An 18,337-nucleotide genomic window follows, 5' to 3' on the forward strand; every position below is an offset into this window, starting at 1 on the left:
GGTAAAAAATGAACGAAGTAGCAAAAAAAATGCTGACGAAATCAAAAAACTCCCGCCTAGAAAAATTTGGGAAAACCATTACCTTTCTATGCATGAGTTTGATTGTCGTGGTCGTTGCCATGATTTTGATTTTCGTGGCCCAAAAAGGTTTATCGACTTTCTTTGTCAATAAAGTCAATATCTTTAGTTTTCTATTTGGGAGTACTTGGAATCCTGCTGCAAAGGAATTCGGAGCCCTACCAATGATTCTAGGTTCCTTTATTGTAACCTTGCTTTCTGCCCTCTTGGCAACGCCGTTTGCCATTGGTGCAGCAGTTTTCATGACAGAAGTCTCTCCTAAAGGAGCTCGTTTCTTGCAACCAGCCATTGAGCTCCTAGTGGGGATTCCTTCAGTTGTTTATGGATTCATTGGCCTTCAAGTGGTCGTCCCATTTACGCGTAGTCTCTTTGGAGGGACTGGTTTTGGGATTCTCTCAGGGGTCTTTGTCCTCTTTGTTATGATCCTGCCAACTGTCACCTTTATGACGACCGATAGCCTCCGAGCTGTTCCCCGTCATTACCGGGAAGCTAGTATGGCCATGGGTGCGACACGCTGGCAAACCATTTGGCATGTCACACTCAAGGCAGCCCGCTCAGGAATTTTTACAGCGGTTGTCTTTGGTATGGCGCGTGCCTTCGGGGAAGCCTTGGCTATTCAGATGGTGGTCGGAAACTCGGCAGTGGTACCAACCTCGCTCACAACACCAGCTTCCACCCTCACCTCTATTTTGACTATGGGAATCGGAAATACCGTCATGGGTACGGTCAATAACAATGTTCTTTGGTCACTCGCCTTGGTATTGCTCCTCATGAGTCTTGCCTTTAACAGTGTGATTAAACTGATTACGAAAGAAAGAGGTAAGAAGAACTATGCACGCTAAACGAATGGATAAAATTGCAACAGGAGTGCTGTATGCTATTTCAGGGATCATCGTTGCGATTCTTGCCTCATTGATCCTTTATATCTTGGTCCGTGGCTTGCCCCATGTATCTTGGCACTTCTTGACTGGGAAATCTTCTTCTTACCAAGCAGGAGGAGGGATCGGAATTCAATTGTATAATTCCTTTTTCCTCTTGGTCATTACCTTGGTGATTTCCTTCCCACTTTCTCTTGGGGCTGGGATTTACCTCTCTGAGTACGCTAAAAAAGGTCGTTTGACCAATTTGGTTCGTACCTGTATTGAGATCTTGTCTTCTTTGCCATCTGTCGTTGTAGGTCTTTTTGGTTACCTGGTCTTCGTTGTCCAGTTCAAATATGGATTTTCGATCATTTCAGGGGCCTTGGCCTTGACTGTCTTTAACCTGCCACAGATGACCCGCAATATCGAAGATAGCTTACAGCACGTCCACCATACGCAGCGCGAAGCAGGTCTAGCATTGGGCTTGTCTCGCTGGGAAACTGTGATTCATGTCGTGGTACCAGAAGCTCTTCCAAGTATTATCACTGGGGTCGTTTTAGCCTCAGGACGGATCTTTGGGGAAGCTGCAGCTTTGATCTATACAGCAGGTCAATCGGCTCCAGCTCTTGATTGGTCAAACTGGAATATCTTTAGTGTGACCAGTCCGATTTCGATCTTCCGTCAGGCTGAAACCTTGGCCGTCCATATCTGGAAGGTCAACAGTGAAGGAACTATTCCAGACTCGATCGAAGTCTCAGCCGGTTCTGCCGCCGTTCTTTTGATCTTTATCTTGATCTTTAACTTTGGAGCGCGCAAACTCGGAAGTTACCTCCATAAAAAACTAACATCTGCTTAAAGGAGAAGAAATGTCAAAATACAATTGGGATGAGAGACACATCATTACTTTTCCTGAAGAAAAGGTGGTCCTATCGACCAAAGATTTGCATGTCTATTATGGAACGAACGAGTCCATTAAAGGCGTCGACATGCAGTTTGAAAAGAATAAGATTACAGCCTTGATCGGTCCTTCAGGATCTGGGAAATCAACCTATCTCCGTAGTTTGAACCGGATGAATGATACCATCGATATTGCGCGTGTAACGGGTGAAATTTGGTATGAAGGAATCGATGTCAATCGTCCAGATATCAATGTTTATGAAATGCGCAAGCACATTGGGATGGTTTTCCAACGGCCCAATCCTTTTGCCAAATCGATTTATAAAAACATCACCTTCCCGCATGAACGTGCTGGGGTGAAAGACAAGAAGATCTTGGACGAATTGGTCGAAACTTCTTTGAAACAGGCAGCTCTGTGGGATCAGGTCAAGGATGACCTTCATAAATCAGCCCTGACACTTTCAGGTGGCCAACAGCAACGACTTTGTATCGCACGGGCCATCTCTGTGAAGCCAGATATCTTACTTATGGATGAGCCAGCATCAGCGCTTGATCCGATCGCGACAGCGCAATTAGAAGAAACCATGCTTGAGTTGAAGAAGGATTATACGATTGTCATCGTGACCCACAGCATGCAGCAAGCAGCCCGTGCTAGTGATTATACTGGTTTCTTCTACCTTGGAAACCTCATCGAGTACGATAAGACTTCGAATATTTTCCAAAATGCGAAATTGCAATCGACCAACGATTATGTATCGGGTCACTTTGGATAAAGTAAAATGACAACAAAAAGGAAAATAGAATGACAGAACCAATTTTGCAAGTCAAGGACTTGTCGGTTTATTACAATAAAAAGAAGGCTCTAAATAGCGTCTCCTTGGACTTTGCTCCAAAGGAAATTACAGCCTTGATTGGTCCTTCAGGATCAGGGAAATCTACCCTTTTAAAAGCCATTAACCGCATGGGCGACCTCAACCATGAGGTCACCACCACAGGAACCATCCTCTACAATGGACATAATATCTACGGACCACGGACCGATACGGTCGAATTGCGTAAGGAAATCGGAATGGTCTTCCAACAGCCCAATCCATTCCCAATGTCCATTTATGATAATGTGACCTATGGATTGATGATTAATGGTGTCAAGGACAAGGCTGTCTTGGATGAAGCAGTTGAAACCTCTTTGAAACGCGCTTCCATCTGGGATGAAGTCAAGGATCGCCTGCATGATTCAGCGATCGGACTTTCCGGTGGTCAGCAGCAGCGGGTCTGTGTGGCGCGGGTTCTTGCGACCAGTCCAAAGATTATTCTTTTGGATGAGCCAACTTCAGCGCTAGACCCTATTTCAGCTGGGAAGATTGAAGAAACCTTGTATGGACTAAAAGACCGCTACACCATGCTCTTGGTGACACGCTCCATGCAACAAGCAAGTCGGATTTCCGATAAAACAGCCTTTTTCTTGGATGGGGATTTGATCGAGTACAATGATACCAATGAAATGTTCTTGAACCCAGCTAAGAAAGAAACAGAAGACTATGTCTCTGGTAAATTTGGATAGGAAGAAAATAAAATGTTACGAGTTCAATTTGAAGAAGATTTAGAGAAGTTGCATAACCAATTTTATGCAATGGGAAATGAAGTGTTGAGTCAGATCAACCGTACGGTTCGTGCTTTCGTGACCCATGACCGTGAATTGGCCCGTCAGGTCATCGAAGATGATGCGGAGATCAACGAATACGAAGTGAAGCTAGAGCGCAAATCTTTTGAGATTATCGCCCTTCAACAGCCTGTTTCACAAGACCTTCGTGTCGTGATGACCGTCTTAAAAGCAGTTTCTGACTTGGAGCGGATGGGGGACCACGCAGTATCGATTGCCAAGGCAACGATTCGCATGAAAGGGGAAGTCCGTATCCAATCTGTTGAGGAAGAAATCAGCAAGATGGGCCGTGAAGTCAAAGATTTTGTCGAAGCGACACTAGATGTTTACCTCAAAGGCGATGTGGATTTGGCCTATGAAGTTGCTTCACGAGATGAAGTCATCAACCATTACTTCGATAGCATCCAAGAATTAGCAACAGAAGAAATTCGGAAAAATCCAGAGTCCATCGTGACGGGACGTGATTATTTCCAAGTGATCAACTTCTTGGAACGCATCGGAGATTATGCAAAAAATATCTGTGAATGGGTGGTTTACTTTGAAACAGGTAAAATTATCGAAATGTAAGATCATGGAGTCTTTTCGATCTCAGACAGGCATTGTTATGCTTGTCTTTTCTTTTATCCCAACTTTGTGATAAAATAGTTTTATTAGGGCTTTTGATTGGAAAAGCGTGAAACATTTAAAGGAGGAAATTATGCAAGCAGTTGCACATTTTGTAGAAACATTCGTTCCAGAACATTATGAAGTGTTTTTGGATTTAAGTCGTAAAACTAAGACCTTTAGCGGTCGTGTGATGATCACAGGTCAAGCCAAGGCGGACAAGATCTCGCTTCATCAAAAGGATTTGACCATTGAAACAGTAGAAGTAGCAGGTCAAGCACGTCCATTTACGGTTGATGATGCCAATGAAGCAGTTTATGTTGAATTGGAAGGCACAGGTCAAGTGACAGTTACCCTGACCTATTCTGGTAAGATCACAGACAATATGACAGGGATTTACCCATCTTACTACAGTATTGATGGTGTGAAGAAGGAAGTCCTCTCAACTCAGTTTGAGAGCCATTTTGCGCGTGAAGCCTTTCCAAGTGTGGACGAGCCTGAAGCTAAAGCAACGTTTGATCTTTCTTTGAAATTTGACCAAGAAGAAGGGGAAATTGCCCTTTCAAATATGCCTGAAATTGATGTGGAAAACCGCAAAGAAACAGGCATTTGGAAATTTGCTACGACTCCACGGATGTCTTCTTACCTCCTTGCTTTTGCTGCTGGAGATCTTCAAGGAGTGACAGCTAAGACTAAGAATGGAACCCTAGTCGGTGTCTACTCTACCAAAGCTCACCCATTAGAAAACTTGGACTTCTCATTGGATATTGCCGTTCGTGCTATTGAATTTTATGAAGACTACTATGGCGTGAAGTATCCAATCCCTCAATCCCTTCATATCGCTCTTCCAGACTTCTCTTCCGGAGCGATGGAAAACTGGGGCTTGGTAACCTACCGTGAAGTCTACCTTCTAGTAGATGAAAACTCTACGGCCCAAAGCCGTCAAACAGTAGCCTTGGTAGTGGCTCACGAATTGGCTCACCAATGGTTCGGAAACCTTGTGACCATGAAGTGGTGGGATGATCTCTGGTTGAATGAAAGCTTTGCCAATATGATGGAATATGTCAGCTTGGATGCCATTGAACCAAGCTGGAATATCTTTGAAGACTTCCAAACAACTGGAGTGCCTGCTGCCTTGAAACGCGATGCTACAGATGGCGTTCAATCCGTCCATGTGGAAGTCAAACACCCTGATGAGATCAACACCCTCTTTGACCCAGCAATCGTTTACGCCAAAGGTAGCCGTCTCATGCACATGCTTCGCCGTTGGTTAGGCGATGACGCCTTCCGTAAAGGGTTGAAGATCTACTTTGAAAAACACCAATACAGCAATACCATCGGTCGTGACCTTTGGGATGCTCTTGGGCAGGCTTCAGGTCGTGATGTCGCAGCCTTTATGGATTCATGGTTGGAGCAACCAGGATACCCTGTTGTCTCAGCTTCTGTGGAGAACGATACCTTGATCATCCGTCAAGAGCAGTTCTTCATCGGAGAAAGAGAAGAAAAAGGTCGCAAGTGGGTTGTTCCTTTAAATAGCAACTGGACAGGTATTCCAGATACTTTGGAAACTGAAGTCTTAGAAATTCCAAACTACAGTGCCTTGAAAGCAGCTAACAGCGGAGCTCTTCGCTTCAATACAGAAAATACAGCTCATTATATCAGTGACTACCGTGGGGAATTGTTGGAAGACATCCTTGCTGAACTTGCTAGCTTGGATAGCACTTCGAAACTACAAGTGGTTCAAGAACGCCGTCTCTTAGCGGAAAGTGGTCAAATTTCTTATGCAAGCCTCTTGCCAGTGATTGAACACTTGACAGAAGAAAGTTCCTACTTGGTTGTTTCAGCTGTTTCGAGCGTCTTAGCTGGAATCAGTCTCTTTGTGGATGAAGGAACTGAAACAGAAGCGGCCTTCCATGAGTTGTTGAAACGCCTGAACCGTTACAACTTTGAACGCTTGGGTCTAGAAGCTAAGCCTGGTGAAACAGAAGAAGACGAAAAAGTTCGTCAACTAATGATTGCTAATATGATCAAGGCCAATGATGAAGCTGCAAAAGCTCAAGCGAGCGCTATCTTTGAAGCGCATGCAGATGATTTGGAAAAACTTCCAGCGGCCATCCGCTTGCAAATCTTGGTCAACCAAATCAAGCACCAGGAAACCAAGGAGCTTAGCCAACAATACCTGGATACTTATGTTAAGACAGTTGATGGAAACTTTAAACGCCAGTTGGCGGCTGCACTTTCTTATACCAAGGATAAGGAAACTTTGGAAGCTCTATTGAAGGAGTGGAAGAACAAGGATGTGGTGAAACCTCAGGACTTGGCTATGAGCTGGTATTACAACTTCTTGCATGATGACTTTACCCAAGGTAGAACCTGGACTTGGGCGCGTGAAAACTGGGATTGGATCAAGAAAGCCCTCGGTGGTGATATGAGCTTTGATAAGTTTGTCATCTACCCAGCTAACTGTTTCAAGACCCGTGAACGGTTGAATGAATACAAGGCCTTCTTTGAGCCTCAATTGGATGATATGGCGATCAGCCGTAATATCAAGATGGGAATTAAAGAAATTGCAGCTCGTATTGATCTTATCGAGCGGGAGAAAGCAGCAGTAGAAGCCGCTATCCTTGCTACGAAATAAATGAAATAAATTTATAAAAGATGCTACAGAATTCATTCTGTAGCATCTTTTGTTTTTCAATGAATCATTTGTATTGGATATCGAAGGAGAAGGATTATTAGTTTATTGGACTTGGTAAGAGAATCTCCGTTCGATAGTGGCCATTTTCTTTGAAACGCTTGACAGTTCCTTGGTATTCTTGTACTAGAGCATCAACGTTTCGTAAGCCCCAACCATCTCTTTGACGTGTTTTACGAGTCTCTTGTTCTTGTTCATTAAAGGTATTGTTGATCGAAATAAATAGGTTTTGTTGAAAATAACGTATATTCAGAGCCAAGGTTCTATCCGATTTATCAGTTAATCGAAGACAGGCTGAAATACTATTATCTAAACAATTTCCTAAAATAACAGCTAGAATATCAGGCTGAATAGATAATTCTTGAGGGACAAAGCAGTCAATTTCCAATTCAATTTCATCTTCCACATCGTGCAGTTTTTGATTCAGTAAAAAATTAATTGTTGGATTTTTGGAGTAAAAGGTTTGTTTTCCTGAAATACTATCGGTTAACGAGTGAAGATACTCTCTAGCCTCATCTGGATTTTCTTCTAGAAGTGCCAATAGAGTTAAATGTTTATTTTTTAAGTCATGTCGAAGACTTTGCAATCGTTGGTATTCCTCTTGAGACTGTTGTGTTTCTCTTAATTGGAATTGAAGCTGTTCTTTATCTAATTTATTTTGATAATAAGCGTGCTGTTGTTGAGAAAGATGTAGGGTAAAATAAAGCGAGGAAAACGACAATACAATAAGAGACAAGAGTGAAATGACAGAAAGATAATCTGGTCCAAATACTTGCCCTTGAATAGCTGATACAGTAAAGGCGAAAATAATCGATAAAATCGGCACAATAAATTGATACAGCCAACTTCTTCTAGATGTTAGCATGGTTAACTTTTGATGTGTTCGAAATAACTGTCGAAGAACAAGTGTTATGATGGTTGAAAAAAGAAAACTGATGACAAGGTAACCACTAATCAGTCCTAAATTTTTCGATACTTTTGACAGTGGAAGAAAAAGTTGGATAGCTTGATTGAGGACAGCTCCTGCTAACAATGTCAGGCTTGTTTGTAAGAATATCCAAAAGGAAGAATCACGAAAGGAGTAGCCAAAATAGAGTCCTACAAGAGAGGATTCTACAATACTAAGGAGGAGATTGCTCACTAAAAAAACGCGACTTTCTAAAAAAACAAACACAAGTGCCACATGAAAAAGAAAGCAACAACAAAGGAGTAAAAGTGTCTCTTTTGATTGTTTACTTTTGGATATTGGCCTAAAAAATAAAATAATTGCCAGAAATAAGTCGAACAAGATACTAATGATCCGTAATCCTATTAGCATTAGAAATTCCTTTCACTGAGGTAGTTATAGTATTTTTCTTTAAAAGAAGACTGGAACTTACGACTAATTGGAAGTGAATGCTCCTCGGTTCCATTTAGCAAAATAGTCACTGTTTTCGCATCAAAATTTTTGATATATTTGGGATTTACAATATAAGAAGCATGAATTTGAATAAAATAATCAGGTAGTTTATCTAAAATGTCTTGAGTTTTCAGTAAGGACTTATAGGTATCTACTAGTGTGTAAATAAAAACGGAACGCTTATCTTTCTCAAAATAGGTAATGTCACTTAAAGGAATAGTGTAACTTTGTTTTCCAAATGAGAAGTTAAAGATGGTTTGTCCTAAATCTAAATAACGTAAAATTCTGTCTACTACCTTATTTAGCCTTTGAGGTTCAATTGGTTTTACTAAGTAATCAAAAGTCTGTACTTCAAATACTTGTTCCATGTAATCACGATAGCTGGTCACAAAAATAATGGGGATAAAAGGATTGAACTGACGAATTTCACGTGCAAGGTCAATTCCAGTAATTTGTGGCATATCAATATCCAAAAAAACACAATGTGTATCCCTTGTTAACTGTTCTAGCATTCTTTGTGGATTTGTATATAGTTTTGTTTCTACAGGAACCTTGTCGTAAGAAAGTAAATACTGTTCTAACTGACTAGCATCTCTAGTTGAGTCATCACAAATAACGACGTTTAACATAAGTCCCCCTTATCAAATTGAGTTGGCTAATTATGACACTAAAATGGTAAATCATGACGTAAACCATGGAAAGTCATATGTTTATTATACAATAATCTTATCAAAAATGAAGGAAGCTGGGAAAACTTCTCAGTCTTGAGTGATGAGATGAAGACATTTGCGACACTGACTATTAGAGATTTGACAAAATCATTCGATAAGCAACATTTTGCTAATAACCATATTTCCTTAGAAATAGAAGCTGCTAAAATTACAGCTTTTTTAGGACACAATGGTGCGGGTAAGTCCACCCTCTTAAATCAAATGATTGGTTTTACCAAACCCGATAAAGGAGATGTATGCTATGGAGATATTTCTTTTGTTCAAAATCGTAAACAAGCTCGCTCAATGATGAGCTATATGTCGCAACAGTATGCACCACTTGAAAAATTAACGGTGGAACAAAACTTAGAAATGCTTGGAAGAATGAGAGGGTTAAATACCTTAGATTTACAAAAAGAAATGGATCAGCTCTTAACCGACTTGGAAATTAAGGAGTACCGGGCAAAACAAGGAAAGGACCTTTCAGGTGGTTTAAAGCGTCTGACCTCTTTTGCAATGGCTTTGATTGGATCTCCGACCATCATTCTTCTTGATGAACCCACGAACGATGTTGATCCAATACGTCGTGAAAAACAGTGGCAATTATTACAGAAGCTGGCGCATAAAGGTCATACCATTATTATTGTGACACATAACTTGTTGGAAGTTGAAAAATATGCAGACAACTATGCCTTATTTAACCATGGGAAGTTAATCAAATCAGGACCAGTTCAGCAAATAAGCTATCAAAAGCAGTATCAAATCTCTTTTGAGTTTAGGAATGAAGATAGCTTAGCTCTATTCCAAGATTATACCATTATCAATGGTTCGATTTGCCAGATTGAAATAGAAGAGGAGGAGTTAACAAGACTGCTACCAAAAATAACACAGGAATTGGATAGAAAGAATATTTTTAATCTTTCACTTACTCAGAAAAACATATCCATATCAGATCTTTATAGAGAGGAGTTGACAAACTGATATGACTCAATTTTTTTACTTACTTCGTTGGAACTATCTTCGTCAAAAAGATCTATTTCTACTCTTTACGCTAGCTCAGGTTCTGTTATCCATTTCACTTCTTTTTGGTTATCCACTAGTGATCGGTGAGATTGATACGACAGCTGCCTACTATCTCTCTTCTGGTTCAGTTCTGATAGGAATCATTTCTATTGGCTGTACGATCTCATCACCTGTTATAGCAAATGCGAAGTCAGAAGGACATGTAGACTATGTACGAGCCCTTCCAATACCTCGAATTCTGATTTCCTTAGCAGATCTTTGGATGTGGATGATTGCTATTTTGCCTGGAGTATTCATTTCTGTTATACTAGGCTATTTTCGTTTTTCTGTCCGCTTAAATGTATCTGTTCTGGCTGTTTTCATCCTATTTCTGATCTGTCTTACGATGATCAGTCTTGGATTTGCCATTGCTTATACTTTTTCTCCTAATATTGTCACGCTGATGTCTCAGTTGATTCTCATGATTGGTTTGATGTTTTCACCAATCATGTACCCTGCGAGTCGTCTTCCAGATTGGATAAACCATCTCTACCATGTTCTTCCATTTGTCCCTTCTGTAAACCTCCTACGAGCTTGTGTCTATAGTCATGGTCACGTCTCATTTTTTGACTTCACTATTCTGATCATCTGGATTTTGCTAACACAGTTACTGATCTTGAGAGTTCTTTATAAGGAAAAATAAAGGAAGGAGGCTAGATAGAAGGTTCTTCTTCGAAACAGTAATCCATTTAAAAGTAGTTTAATTGAAGAGATTTATAAATGTATCCCTACAACAAAAATCAACATCTGAGTTCAGATGTTGATTTTTTTTATATATCCACTAAGTCATTTGCATCTTATTTGAAATACCAGTGGTGTTTGAGGCTGGCGAAAATAGCCTTGCTGGTGATCGTAATGATGATCAATTTGATGAGGTCAGCAAGGATAAAGGGAGCAACGACCAAAGCAAATGCTTTTTGGAGATCAGTATGCGTAACCAGCATAAAGCCGATAGCTCCTGATACAAAGAGGAGAGCACTACTGAGGAGATTGGCAAAAAAGATAGTGAAAATACTGGATTTAGCATTGGTAAATAGAGATGTAATCCATGCTCGGAATGGGAAGAAGAGGAGGAAACCAGCAGTAGGACCAAGGAAATGCGAAGCGCCACCAGCACCGCCGGCAAATACTGGAAAACCTAAGAAGCCTAAAAGTAGGTAGAGACAGACTGTGACAAAGGCATGGCTGGGTTTATAGATGGTCCCGATGATCCCGATCATGAGTGTCTGCAGGGTCAAAGGAATTGGACCAAAGGGAATGGTGAATTGAGATAGGACGGAGATCATGGCCACTCCAATGGAGATGAGAACTAAGGGAAAGATTTTCTTCATAACAGTTAACCTCGTATTTATTTTATGGTAACTATTCTACAATAAGGGGTTCATCCTGTCAATAGCCCACGCTTGTTTTAGGATTTTTTAAGTAAAAATTTAGGCAGGCTTAAGACTCCTGAAGTATAATCGCCTTACTAAAGGATCGAGCTCCCTTTAAATTTTAAAAGACAAGTACTTGTACAAAAAGATAAAAGGTAAAAAGATGAATCAAAAAGAAACAAAACAAGTAGTCGAAACGCAAGAATCCAAAGAAAGAATGGTTGTCCTAAAACGAAGTCCTAAGTGGTGGATTGGCATGGCAGCAGTTGGTGGATTGTTGGTTGGTGCTGGAAGCGGCTTTGGTGTCGGTGTCATCGCCTCTCAATCCTCCAATAACCAACAATTTTCTCAACCGGTCCAAACGGGTCAAAACCAAGGATCTAATCAGCAACAAAATAGTCAAAATGGCCATGCTTCACAAGGAAACCAGCAAAATGGTGGCCCACAGGATGGCGGACCTCAAGGCGGTGGTCCACAAGGTGGTGGCCAAGGCCAAGGTGGCCCGCAAGGTGGCGGACCTGGTCAGATGCCACAGGAAGGCAATGGTGGCCCACAAGGGAATGGTCCAGAAAATGGCATGAACGAATCTGGCGGACAAGAAGGGAACCAGGGTTCCTCTAAAAAGTCCAATAAGAAGAATTCAAAAAATAAAAATAAGACGAGTGATAGTCAAAGTAACAAAGAAAACACGACAAACTCATAGAATAAACCTTCCTCAGGCAGGCTGAATTTGATCATAAAACCGGGTTCTAAACTATAGGAAATGAAGGCAAGTCGTGTTATAATGGTTAAGAATAGATTAGAAAGACTCACTCACGAAAGAGAAGAGGATACGACGATGATTAAAATTCTATTGGTCGAAGATGACCTTGGTTTGTCAAATTCAGTATTTGATTTTTTAGATGATTTTGCGGATGTCATGCAGGTCTTTGACGGAGAAGAAGGTCTCTACGAAGCAGAAAGCGGGATCTATGATTTGATTTTGCTGGACCTCATGCTTCCTGAAAAAGACGGCTTCCATGTCTTAAAAGAATTGCGTGAAAAAGGCGTGACAACCCCTGTTTTGATCATGACAGCCAAAGAAAGTCTGGATGACAAGGGACACGGATTTGAGCTAGGGGCAGACGATTACCTCACCAAGCCTTTCTACCTAGAAGAGCTTAAGATGCGGATTCAAGCCCTCTTGAAGCGCTCAGGAAAGGTCAATGAAAATACCCTCAATTATGGCAATTTGAAGGTTAATTTATCCACTAATTCGACTTACGTGGACGATAAGGAAGTGGAACTTCTTGGGAAGGAATTTGATCTCTTGGTCTACTTCCTTCAAAACCAAAATGTCATCCTTCCAAAAACACAGATTTTCGATCGTCTCTGGGGCTTTGATAGTGACACAACCATCTCAGTGGTTGAAGTCTATGTTTCAAAAATCCGTAAGAAATTAAAAGGTACTGATTTCGTTGAGAACTTGCAAACATTGCGCAGTGTGGGGTATATCTTAAAAGATGCTAACCAGAATTAAGAAAACCGTCGGGGAAGATGATTTTTCCTACTTCATCCGATATTTTGGGCTCTTTACTTTGATATTCTCAGCCATGACCCTGATTATCATCCAGGTCATGCGCTCGAGTCTCTATACAACGGTCGATGAAAACCTCAAGACTCTCAGTCAGGATCCCTACTCACTTGTAGCGATTGCTTATCGAGACCAGCGACAGTCAAATACCAAAAGAGATGATAATGATCATGAGATGATGATCCCAGATCATGATAAATCAGAACCTAAAGGGGATGTCACATCCAATACCACTGTTGTTTTGCTCAATAAAAAATATGAAAACTTGACAACCGGTAATGGGTTTTTAAACTTCAAAACGGTGACGTTTGGTCGAAAGCTCCTCAACAAGGTTTCCCAGCTTCAAATTACAAATAGCTATGGGAAAAAAGAAAGTTACCGGGCCTATATGGCAGAGTTGAGTTTATCTGATGATGAAAGTGATAGTGATATCAAGTATGCGGTTGTCATGACCAATATCAGTCAGCTAGAGCAGACCAGTGAAGAGCACGAAAGCCAAATCGCCCTTGTCATGATCTGCTTCTGGGGAATCTCTTTATTCGCTAGCCTCTTCTTAGCACGTCTTAGTGTTAAGCCTCTACTTGAGAGTATGCAAAAGCAAAAGGCTTTCGTGGAAAATGCTTCCCATGAGTTGCGGACGCCTTTAGCAGTCCTGCAAAATCGCCTCGAAACGCTTTTTAGAAAGCCTGAAGCGACCATTATGGAATCGAGTGAGAATATTGCATCCAGCTTGGATGAAGTTCGAAATATGAAGCTCTTAACCACTAACCTTCTTAACATTGCCCGAAGAGATGATGGTTTGAAGCCGGAGATGGAAGATATCGAACCAAGCTTTTTCGATCAGACCTTCTCGAATTTTGAGATCATTGCAGAAGAAAATGGCAAAATCTTCCGAGGAGACAATCAGGTGGACAAAGTCATTTGTTCTGATAGAACGCTCCTCAAGCAATTGATGACCATTCTCTATGACAATGCCTTGAAGTATACCGATGAAGATGGCGAGATCCAATTTGAAGTTCAATTGAAGGATAAAAATCTTCTTTTGAGAGTACTGGATAATGGTCCAGGGATTCGAGATGAGGATAAGAAACGGATTTTTGATCGTTTTTACCGGGTCGACAAGGCCAGAACCCGTCAAAAAGGTGGATTTGGTTTGGGGTTATCCCTCGCTAAGCAGATCGTAGAAGCCTTTAAAGGGACCATTCAAGTCAAAGATAATAAACCAAAAGGGACCATCTTTGAAGTGAAATTATCCATTAAGACGGAAAGTCGTAAAAAAAATCGTTCATAATCTTTAAAAAATAGAAAAGAGGAAAATCTATGAGTTCAAAAATGTTGCACACTTGCCTTCGTGTAGAAAACTTAGAAAAATCAATCGCTTTTTACCAAGATGCTTTTGGTTTTGAAGAAAAACGTCGGAAAGATTTTCCAGACTACAAGTTCACGATTGTCTATTTGGCCTTGCCTGGAGATGACTATGAGTTGGAATTGACTTACAATTATGATCATGGTCCATATGTCATCGGAGATGGCTATGCTCACGTTGCCTTGAGTACTCCTGATCTAGAAGGTTTGAATGCTGAACACAAGGCTAAAGGCTATGAAGTGACGGAACCAAAAGGTCTTCCAGGAACGCAACCGAATTACTATTTCGTTGTAGATCCGGATGGATATAAAGTAGAAGTCATTCGCGAAAAATAAGAGGGACTAAAAACAAGGGCCGCTGTCGGCGACGACAGTCGCCCTCTTTTTATGAAACCATTTACAAAAAAGGAATGTTTTTTCGAGAGAAATTTGCTATAATAAAGTTATGAGATTCAAACACACGAAAACTATTTTATTAATCATTACAAATCTCCTTTTACTGAGTCTTTTGTATATCGGCTATCAAAAGATTCAAAGGGTTCGTGAACAAAAAGCCTATCAGGATCAGTTTGCCAAGGTCACCCAACTCGAGAAAAGCTCTGAAAAAGGGAAAGATGTTCAAGTTCAGGAAGGGATTTTAGGAACTTCTTATGTGACAGCTTATTATCCTACTAAAGATGGACAGCCTGTTGAGATTGTGAAAGAGAAGATCCAAGAAGACCTTCAACGTTTAGGATCCGATGAGAAAACCAAAGAGCCTAAGCACCTGACCTTCTACCATAGTGAAGAAGCAGAAGGGCCTTTTGTTGGCTATCACCCTATCCAGATTAAACGGGCTGAATACCAATACAAAAAAGGGAAATTCATCAAAGATGAGACGGTGAAGTTGCCCCTCTTTTACTTGGATGATGACAGTAACCCTCTGACCCTCAGCCAAGTTTTTGCGGATCCAGACGGAGCTAAGCAGATCTTTTTGGAGGAATTGCGAGGGAATCTAGACTTTCGTCAGCTGGATGAGGAGAGCATTGATCAAATGGTTGCCCACTTCTCAGAGTTGGATTTGAGCCAATGGGAATTCCAATATGAAAAAGGAAATTTCACCATTCCATTTCCAACCAAGGTTAAGGGAGATGATACCTTCACTGTTCCCTTGTCTAAATTCTATGACGTGATTGATACAGATCGCTTGCTTCCTGATGATCTCGAAACTTACCAATCCTATATAGAAGAACGCCACCGTAAGATGATTGCCCTGACCTTTGATGATGGACCAGATCCAACCACGACTCCTCAGGCGCTGGCCATCTTAAAGAAATACAATGCCAAAGCCACCTTCTTTATGGTCGGAAAAAATGTCAGTGCGAATCCTGATATTGCTAAGCAAGTCCGCAAAGAAGGTCATCAAATCGGGAACCATACCTGGGATCACCCTCAATTACCAAAATTGAGCTTGGATAATGCTAAAAAAGAGATCTTGGATACCCAAGAAGCTATTCAAAAAGCGACAGGCGTCCAATCCAAGATTACCCGTCCTCCGTATGGAGCCATCAATAACGCCATCCAATACGGTGTCGACCAATCCTTCATCATGTGGGATGTGGATAGCCTAGATTGGAAGACACATAATACGACGGCCATTCTCAATGAAGTGAAAAAAGGAGTCAAACCGGGTTCGATTATCCTCATGCATGATATCCATCAAACCACGATTGACGCTCTACCGACCGTCCTTGACTACCTCAAATCACAAGGCTATACCTTTGTAACGGTGGATGAATTGTTGGATTATCAACTTGAAAGTCATCGTATTTATTACAATGGAAATTAACGTAAAAATCCTCTGCAGTTCATTCACTAGCAGAGGATTTTCTTATTCATTTAAAAAGAGTTGAGAATTTTTTAAAACAAGTTCACGTACAGAAGCGTATATTTTTAAGGATTTGAGTTCTTCTGGGTGGGTGATAAAGGTAATCACATAGCCATCACGCCCCATTCGTCCTGTTCGACCAGCACGGTGGGTATAGGTCTCCACATCACGGGGAATATCGTAGTTAATCACACACTCAAGATGTTCAATATCGATGCCACGAGCGACCAAATCGGTGGCCAGCAAGAGGGTTAGCTGATGGTCTTTGAAGCGTTCCAGAATGACCTTGCGGTATTTGACATTGACATCGCTGGCCAGCGACACGGCTTCGACACCCCGGTATTGTAGTTTTTCTTCAGCACTACCCAGATCTGATAGGCTGTTGAAAAAAGCCAGACCACGAAAATCTTCGACGTAGGCGAGTTTGCGGAGCAACTCAACCTTGTCCCGCTTATCCACTTGCATATAAAAATGTTGGATATTGTTCAAAGAAACTCCATCAACCGTAACGCGAAGAGTATTTTCCTCTAATTGGTCTGGATCGACCTTGGCTGTGGCGCTCATGTAGATATATTGGTGGTCACGGGGAGCATAGTGGCTGATCTTGTCGACGAAGTGGTACTGAGAATCGCTCAGTAATTGGTCGAATTCATCTAAAATGATGGTTTCTACATTCATCATTTTGATCTTTTTCAGCTTGATCAGTTCAAAGATCCGACCAGGCGTCCCAACCAGGATTTCGGGTCCTTTTTTGAGGCGTTCGATTTGCCGTTTTTGACTAGATCCTGAAAGGAAGAGTTGTGTCTGGAGACCGAGAGGCTCTGCCCATTGTTTGGTGACATCAAAAATTTGTCCTGCTAACTCTGTATTAGGAGCCAAAATCAAGAGTTGTTGGGCCTTCTTCGGTTTGAGTTTGAGCAAACTCGGAAAGAGGTAGGCGAGAGTCTTACCAGTACCGGTAGGACTGATCCCGAGGACATTTTCTCCTTCATAGATAGGGGAGAAGATCTGTTCCTGAATTTCAGTGAATGTATCAAATCCGAGTGTTTCTAACTGGTCTTTCCAGCTTTGTGGAAATTGTTCTTTCATTCTTTTTCATCCTTAAATTGTATTCCAGCGCTTTGACGCATCTGGTAGAGAGTTTCATGGACCTGCTCAGCTGTTTGTAACCATTCGAGATAAGCGTCTGGCTTTTGATGAGCGATGGCAAGGGCAAAGGCTTCCGCCTCTTCTTGCATTTGGTGTGGGCAGGGCTGGATCGGAAGGTCGATGACCTCACCAGAATGACTGACGAAGCGGGCCTGGTTGATGGCTGCTACAGCATTGAGAGTCAGCGTTCCATTCTTGGTGTAGATCTCAGCAGGTAGATGGCTGGTGATATTTTTCCCTGCCTGAATAGCAACCTGAAAATCTGGATAAATCAAGACACCTTGACCATAGAGATCAACCGAATTGGGTAATTGCTGAGCGGTGTAGTGGCTGGAGATCGGTTCTCCAAAGAAGCCGATCGCCAAGTAGAGGCAGTAGACTCCCAGATCCATCAAGGCTCCACCTGCATAGACATCTGAGAAAATATTGGGCATCTCACCTGCAAGAAGGGCCGGCAATTTAGAAGAATATTTGGCAAAGGTGAAGTTGGCGCCCAGTATTTCCTGGTTAGAGAGGAAGTTTTTAACTACTTGAAAGGCTGCTTCTTGGTAATTTCTGGCAGCTTCAAAGAGATAGACCTGGTTCTCATTAGCGAGTTTGACCAATTCCTTCCATTCAGAAGGGTTTGTCACAGCCGGTTTTTCAATGATGACATGCTTCTTGGCCAGAATAGCCAGCTTGGCCTGAGCGAAGTGAAGAGAATTAGGGCTGGCAATGTAGACCACATCCAGATCACTGTCTAAGAAGTCGATGACATCCGTGTAGCAAGAGATCGCCCCATAAGGCTCACAAAACTCTTGAGCCGTCTTCATCTTTCTCGAATACATAGCCTGCAAGTGATAGTGCCCTGTCTGATGAGCAGCTTTAATAAATTCATGTGAAATCCAACTTGTACCAATAATTCCCAGCTTTAACATAAGGTGTCCTTCCGCAATCAATTCACTCTATTATACCATGAAAAGGGGGAGGGGCGGGGGGAAAAATATCCCACAACTTTTGAAATTATTTATGAAATATGGGATAATGAAAGAGATTTATTTAGTTGA

At 41.5% G+C, this 18,337-nt stretch carries 18 protein-coding genes; 13 read left to right on the top strand and 5 right to left on the bottom strand.

Annotated elements, in window-relative coordinates; all coding sequences use genetic code 11:
* The first annotated feature begins 8 nt into the window (after positions 1-8).
* From pstC to O3602_RS05830, 6 genes are all read left to right on the top strand, one after another.
* On the top strand, positions 9-920 hold the full coding sequence (gene pstC / locus O3602_RS05805; RefSeq protein ID WP_003003307.1) for a phosphate ABC transporter permease subunit PstC: 912 nt from the start codon (positions 9-11) through the stop codon (positions 918-920).
* Positions 910-1,794, top strand: a complete 885-nt coding sequence (pstA, locus tag O3602_RS05810; protein ID WP_003006597.1) for a phosphate ABC transporter permease PstA — start codon at positions 910-912, stop codon at positions 1,792-1,794. Before pstC ends, pstA begins: the two co-directional genes overlap by 11 nt.
* 10 nt (positions 1,795-1,804) lie before the next feature.
* Positions 1,805-2,608 carry a phosphate ABC transporter ATP-binding protein PstB gene (gene pstB, locus O3602_RS05815; RefSeq protein ID WP_003006600.1) on the top strand — a complete coding sequence of 268 codons (804 nt, stop codon included), beginning with the start codon at positions 1,805-1,807 and terminating at the stop codon, positions 2,606-2,608.
* A 29-nt stretch (positions 2,609-2,637) separates the two neighbouring features.
* A complete protein-coding gene (gene pstB, locus O3602_RS05820; RefSeq protein WP_003003393.1) occupies positions 2,638-3,396 on the top strand; it encodes a phosphate ABC transporter ATP-binding protein PstB in 759 nt (252 codons plus the stop codon).
* Positions 3,397-3,408: 12 nt separating this feature from the next.
* Positions 3,409-4,062, top strand: coding sequence for a phosphate signaling complex protein PhoU (gene phoU / locus O3602_RS05825; RefSeq protein ID WP_003006603.1), 654 nt, complete (start codon positions 3,409-3,411; stop codon positions 4,060-4,062).
* Between the two features lie 130 nt (positions 4,063-4,192).
* Positions 4,193-6,736 carry a M1 family metallopeptidase gene (locus O3602_RS05830; RefSeq protein ID WP_371611331.1) on the top strand — a complete coding sequence of 848 codons (2,544 nt, stop codon included), beginning with the start codon at positions 4,193-4,195 and terminating at the stop codon, positions 6,734-6,736.
* 97 nt (positions 6,737-6,833) lie between these two features.
* Here the strand turns inward: O3602_RS05830 and O3602_RS05835 are convergent, their stop codons facing one another.
* Positions 6,834-8,111: a sensor histidine kinase gene (locus O3602_RS05835; protein WP_371611332.1), complete on the bottom strand. Its 1,278-nt coding sequence runs from the start codon at positions 8,109-8,111 to the stop codon at positions 6,834-6,836.
* Complete coding sequence (locus O3602_RS05840) at positions 8,111-8,821, bottom strand: LytR/AlgR family response regulator transcription factor (RefSeq protein ID WP_371611333.1); 711 nt, start codon at positions 8,819-8,821, stop codon at positions 8,111-8,113. The genes O3602_RS05835 and O3602_RS05840 overlap by 1 nt, the downstream gene beginning before the upstream one ends.
* Positions 8,822-8,968: 147 nt before the next feature.
* On the opposite strand from O3602_RS05840, the gene O3602_RS05845 reads away from it, so the two are divergent.
* Complete coding sequence (locus O3602_RS05845; RefSeq protein ID WP_371611334.1) at positions 8,969-9,883, top strand: ABC transporter ATP-binding protein; 915 nt, start codon at positions 8,969-8,971, stop codon at positions 9,881-9,883.
* A gap of 1 nt (position 9,884) precedes the next feature.
* On the top strand, positions 9,885-10,607 hold the full coding sequence (locus tag O3602_RS05850; protein ID WP_347101861.1) for an ABC transporter permease: 723 nt from the start codon (positions 9,885-9,887) through the stop codon (positions 10,605-10,607).
* Positions 10,608-10,761: 154 nt separating this feature from the next.
* Here O3602_RS05850 and O3602_RS05855 read toward each other — a convergent pair whose 3' ends face one another.
* Positions 10,762-11,295 carry a biotin transporter BioY gene (locus O3602_RS05855; protein ID WP_129824198.1) on the bottom strand — a complete coding sequence of 178 codons (534 nt, stop codon included), beginning with the start codon at positions 11,293-11,295 and terminating at the stop codon, positions 10,762-10,764.
* Positions 11,296-11,500: 205 nt separating this feature from the next.
* On the opposite strand from O3602_RS05855, the gene O3602_RS05860 reads away from it, so the two are divergent.
* From O3602_RS05860 to O3602_RS05880, 5 genes are all read left to right on the top strand, one after another.
* Positions 11,501-12,040, top strand: a complete 540-nt coding sequence (locus tag O3602_RS05860) for a hypothetical protein (protein WP_371611335.1) — start codon at positions 11,501-11,503, stop codon at positions 12,038-12,040.
* Positions 12,041-12,175: 135 nt separating this feature from the next.
* Positions 12,176-12,856, top strand: coding sequence for a response regulator transcription factor (locus O3602_RS05865; RefSeq protein WP_003011876.1), 681 nt, complete (start codon positions 12,176-12,178; stop codon positions 12,854-12,856).
* Positions 12,840-14,201 (top strand): cell wall metabolism sensor histidine kinase WalK, encoded by a 1,362-nt coding sequence (locus tag O3602_RS05870; protein WP_118228283.1) that lies wholly within the window; start codon positions 12,840-12,842, stop codon positions 14,199-14,201. Before O3602_RS05865 ends, O3602_RS05870 begins: the two co-directional genes overlap by 17 nt.
* A 29-nt stretch (positions 14,202-14,230) precedes the next feature.
* Positions 14,231-14,611 (top strand): VOC family protein, encoded by a 381-nt coding sequence (locus tag O3602_RS05875; RefSeq protein WP_003006623.1) that lies wholly within the window; start codon positions 14,231-14,233, stop codon positions 14,609-14,611.
* A gap of 109 nt (positions 14,612-14,720) precedes the next feature.
* Positions 14,721-16,103, top strand: coding sequence for a polysaccharide deacetylase family protein (locus tag O3602_RS05880; RefSeq protein WP_003011911.1), 1,383 nt, complete (start codon positions 14,721-14,723; stop codon positions 16,101-16,103).
* 42 nt (positions 16,104-16,145) lie between these two features.
* Here O3602_RS05880 and O3602_RS05885 read toward each other — a convergent pair whose 3' ends face one another.
* Together O3602_RS05885 and O3602_RS05890 are read right to left on the bottom strand one after the other, a co-directional pair.
* Positions 16,146-17,231, bottom strand: coding sequence for a DEAD/DEAH box helicase (locus O3602_RS05885; protein WP_371611336.1), 1,086 nt, complete (start codon positions 17,229-17,231; stop codon positions 16,146-16,148).
* On the bottom strand, positions 17,228-18,208 hold the full coding sequence (locus O3602_RS05890; protein WP_371611337.1) for a Gfo/Idh/MocA family protein: 981 nt from the start codon (positions 18,206-18,208) through the stop codon (positions 17,228-17,230). Before O3602_RS05890 ends, O3602_RS05885 begins: the two co-directional genes overlap by 4 nt.
* Positions 18,209-18,337: the final 129 nt, after the last annotated feature.

Source organism: Streptococcus sp. 27098_8_186, from assembly GCF_041432055.1.
Classification (GTDB): Bacteria; Bacillota; Bacilli; order Lactobacillales; family Streptococcaceae; genus Streptococcus; species Streptococcus dentalis.

Bases quoted from the DNA above. Each gene is read 5' to 3' on its own strand.
- pstC (WP_003003307.1), top strand. From the start codon at position 9: ATGAACGAAGTAGCAAAAAAAATGCTGACGAAATCAAAAAACTCCCGC.
- pstA (WP_003006597.1), top strand. From the start codon at position 910: ATGCACGCTAAACGAATGGATAAAATTGCAACAGGAGTGCTGTATGCT.
- pstB (WP_003006600.1), top strand. From the start codon at position 1,805: ATGTCAAAATACAATTGGGATGAGAGACACATCATTACTTTTCCTGAA.
- pstB (WP_003003393.1), top strand. From the start codon at position 2,638: ATGACAGAACCAATTTTGCAAGTCAAGGACTTGTCGGTTTATTACAAT.
- phoU (WP_003006603.1), top strand. From the start codon at position 3,409: ATGTTACGAGTTCAATTTGAAGAAGATTTAGAGAAGTTGCATAACCAA.
- O3602_RS05830 (WP_371611331.1), top strand. From the start codon at position 4,193: ATGCAAGCAGTTGCACATTTTGTAGAAACATTCGTTCCAGAACATTAT.
- O3602_RS05835 (WP_371611332.1), bottom strand. From the start codon at position 8,111: ATGCTAATAGGATTACGGATCATTAGTATCTTGTTCGACTTATTTCTG.
- O3602_RS05840 (WP_371611333.1), bottom strand. From the start codon at position 8,821: ATGTTAAACGTCGTTATTTGTGATGACTCAACTAGAGATGCTAGTCAG.
- O3602_RS05845 (WP_371611334.1), top strand. From the start codon at position 8,969: ATGAAGACATTTGCGACACTGACTATTAGAGATTTGACAAAATCATTC.
- O3602_RS05850 (WP_347101861.1), top strand. From the start codon at position 9,885: ATGACTCAATTTTTTTACTTACTTCGTTGGAACTATCTTCGTCAAAAA.
- O3602_RS05855 (WP_129824198.1), bottom strand. From the start codon at position 11,295: ATGAAGAAAATCTTTCCCTTAGTTCTCATCTCCATTGGAGTGGCCATG.
- O3602_RS05860 (WP_371611335.1), top strand. From the start codon at position 11,501: ATGAATCAAAAAGAAACAAAACAAGTAGTCGAAACGCAAGAATCCAAA.
- O3602_RS05865 (WP_003011876.1), top strand. From the start codon at position 12,176: ATGATTAAAATTCTATTGGTCGAAGATGACCTTGGTTTGTCAAATTCA.
- O3602_RS05870 (WP_118228283.1), top strand. From the start codon at position 12,840: ATGCTAACCAGAATTAAGAAAACCGTCGGGGAAGATGATTTTTCCTAC.
- O3602_RS05875 (WP_003006623.1), top strand. From the start codon at position 14,231: ATGAGTTCAAAAATGTTGCACACTTGCCTTCGTGTAGAAAACTTAGAA.
- O3602_RS05880 (WP_003011911.1), top strand. From the start codon at position 14,721: ATGAGATTCAAACACACGAAAACTATTTTATTAATCATTACAAATCTC.
- O3602_RS05885 (WP_371611336.1), bottom strand. From the start codon at position 17,231: ATGAAAGAACAATTTCCACAAAGCTGGAAAGACCAGTTAGAAACACTC.
- O3602_RS05890 (WP_371611337.1), bottom strand. From the start codon at position 18,208: ATGTTAAAGCTGGGAATTATTGGTACAAGTTGGATTTCACATGAATTT.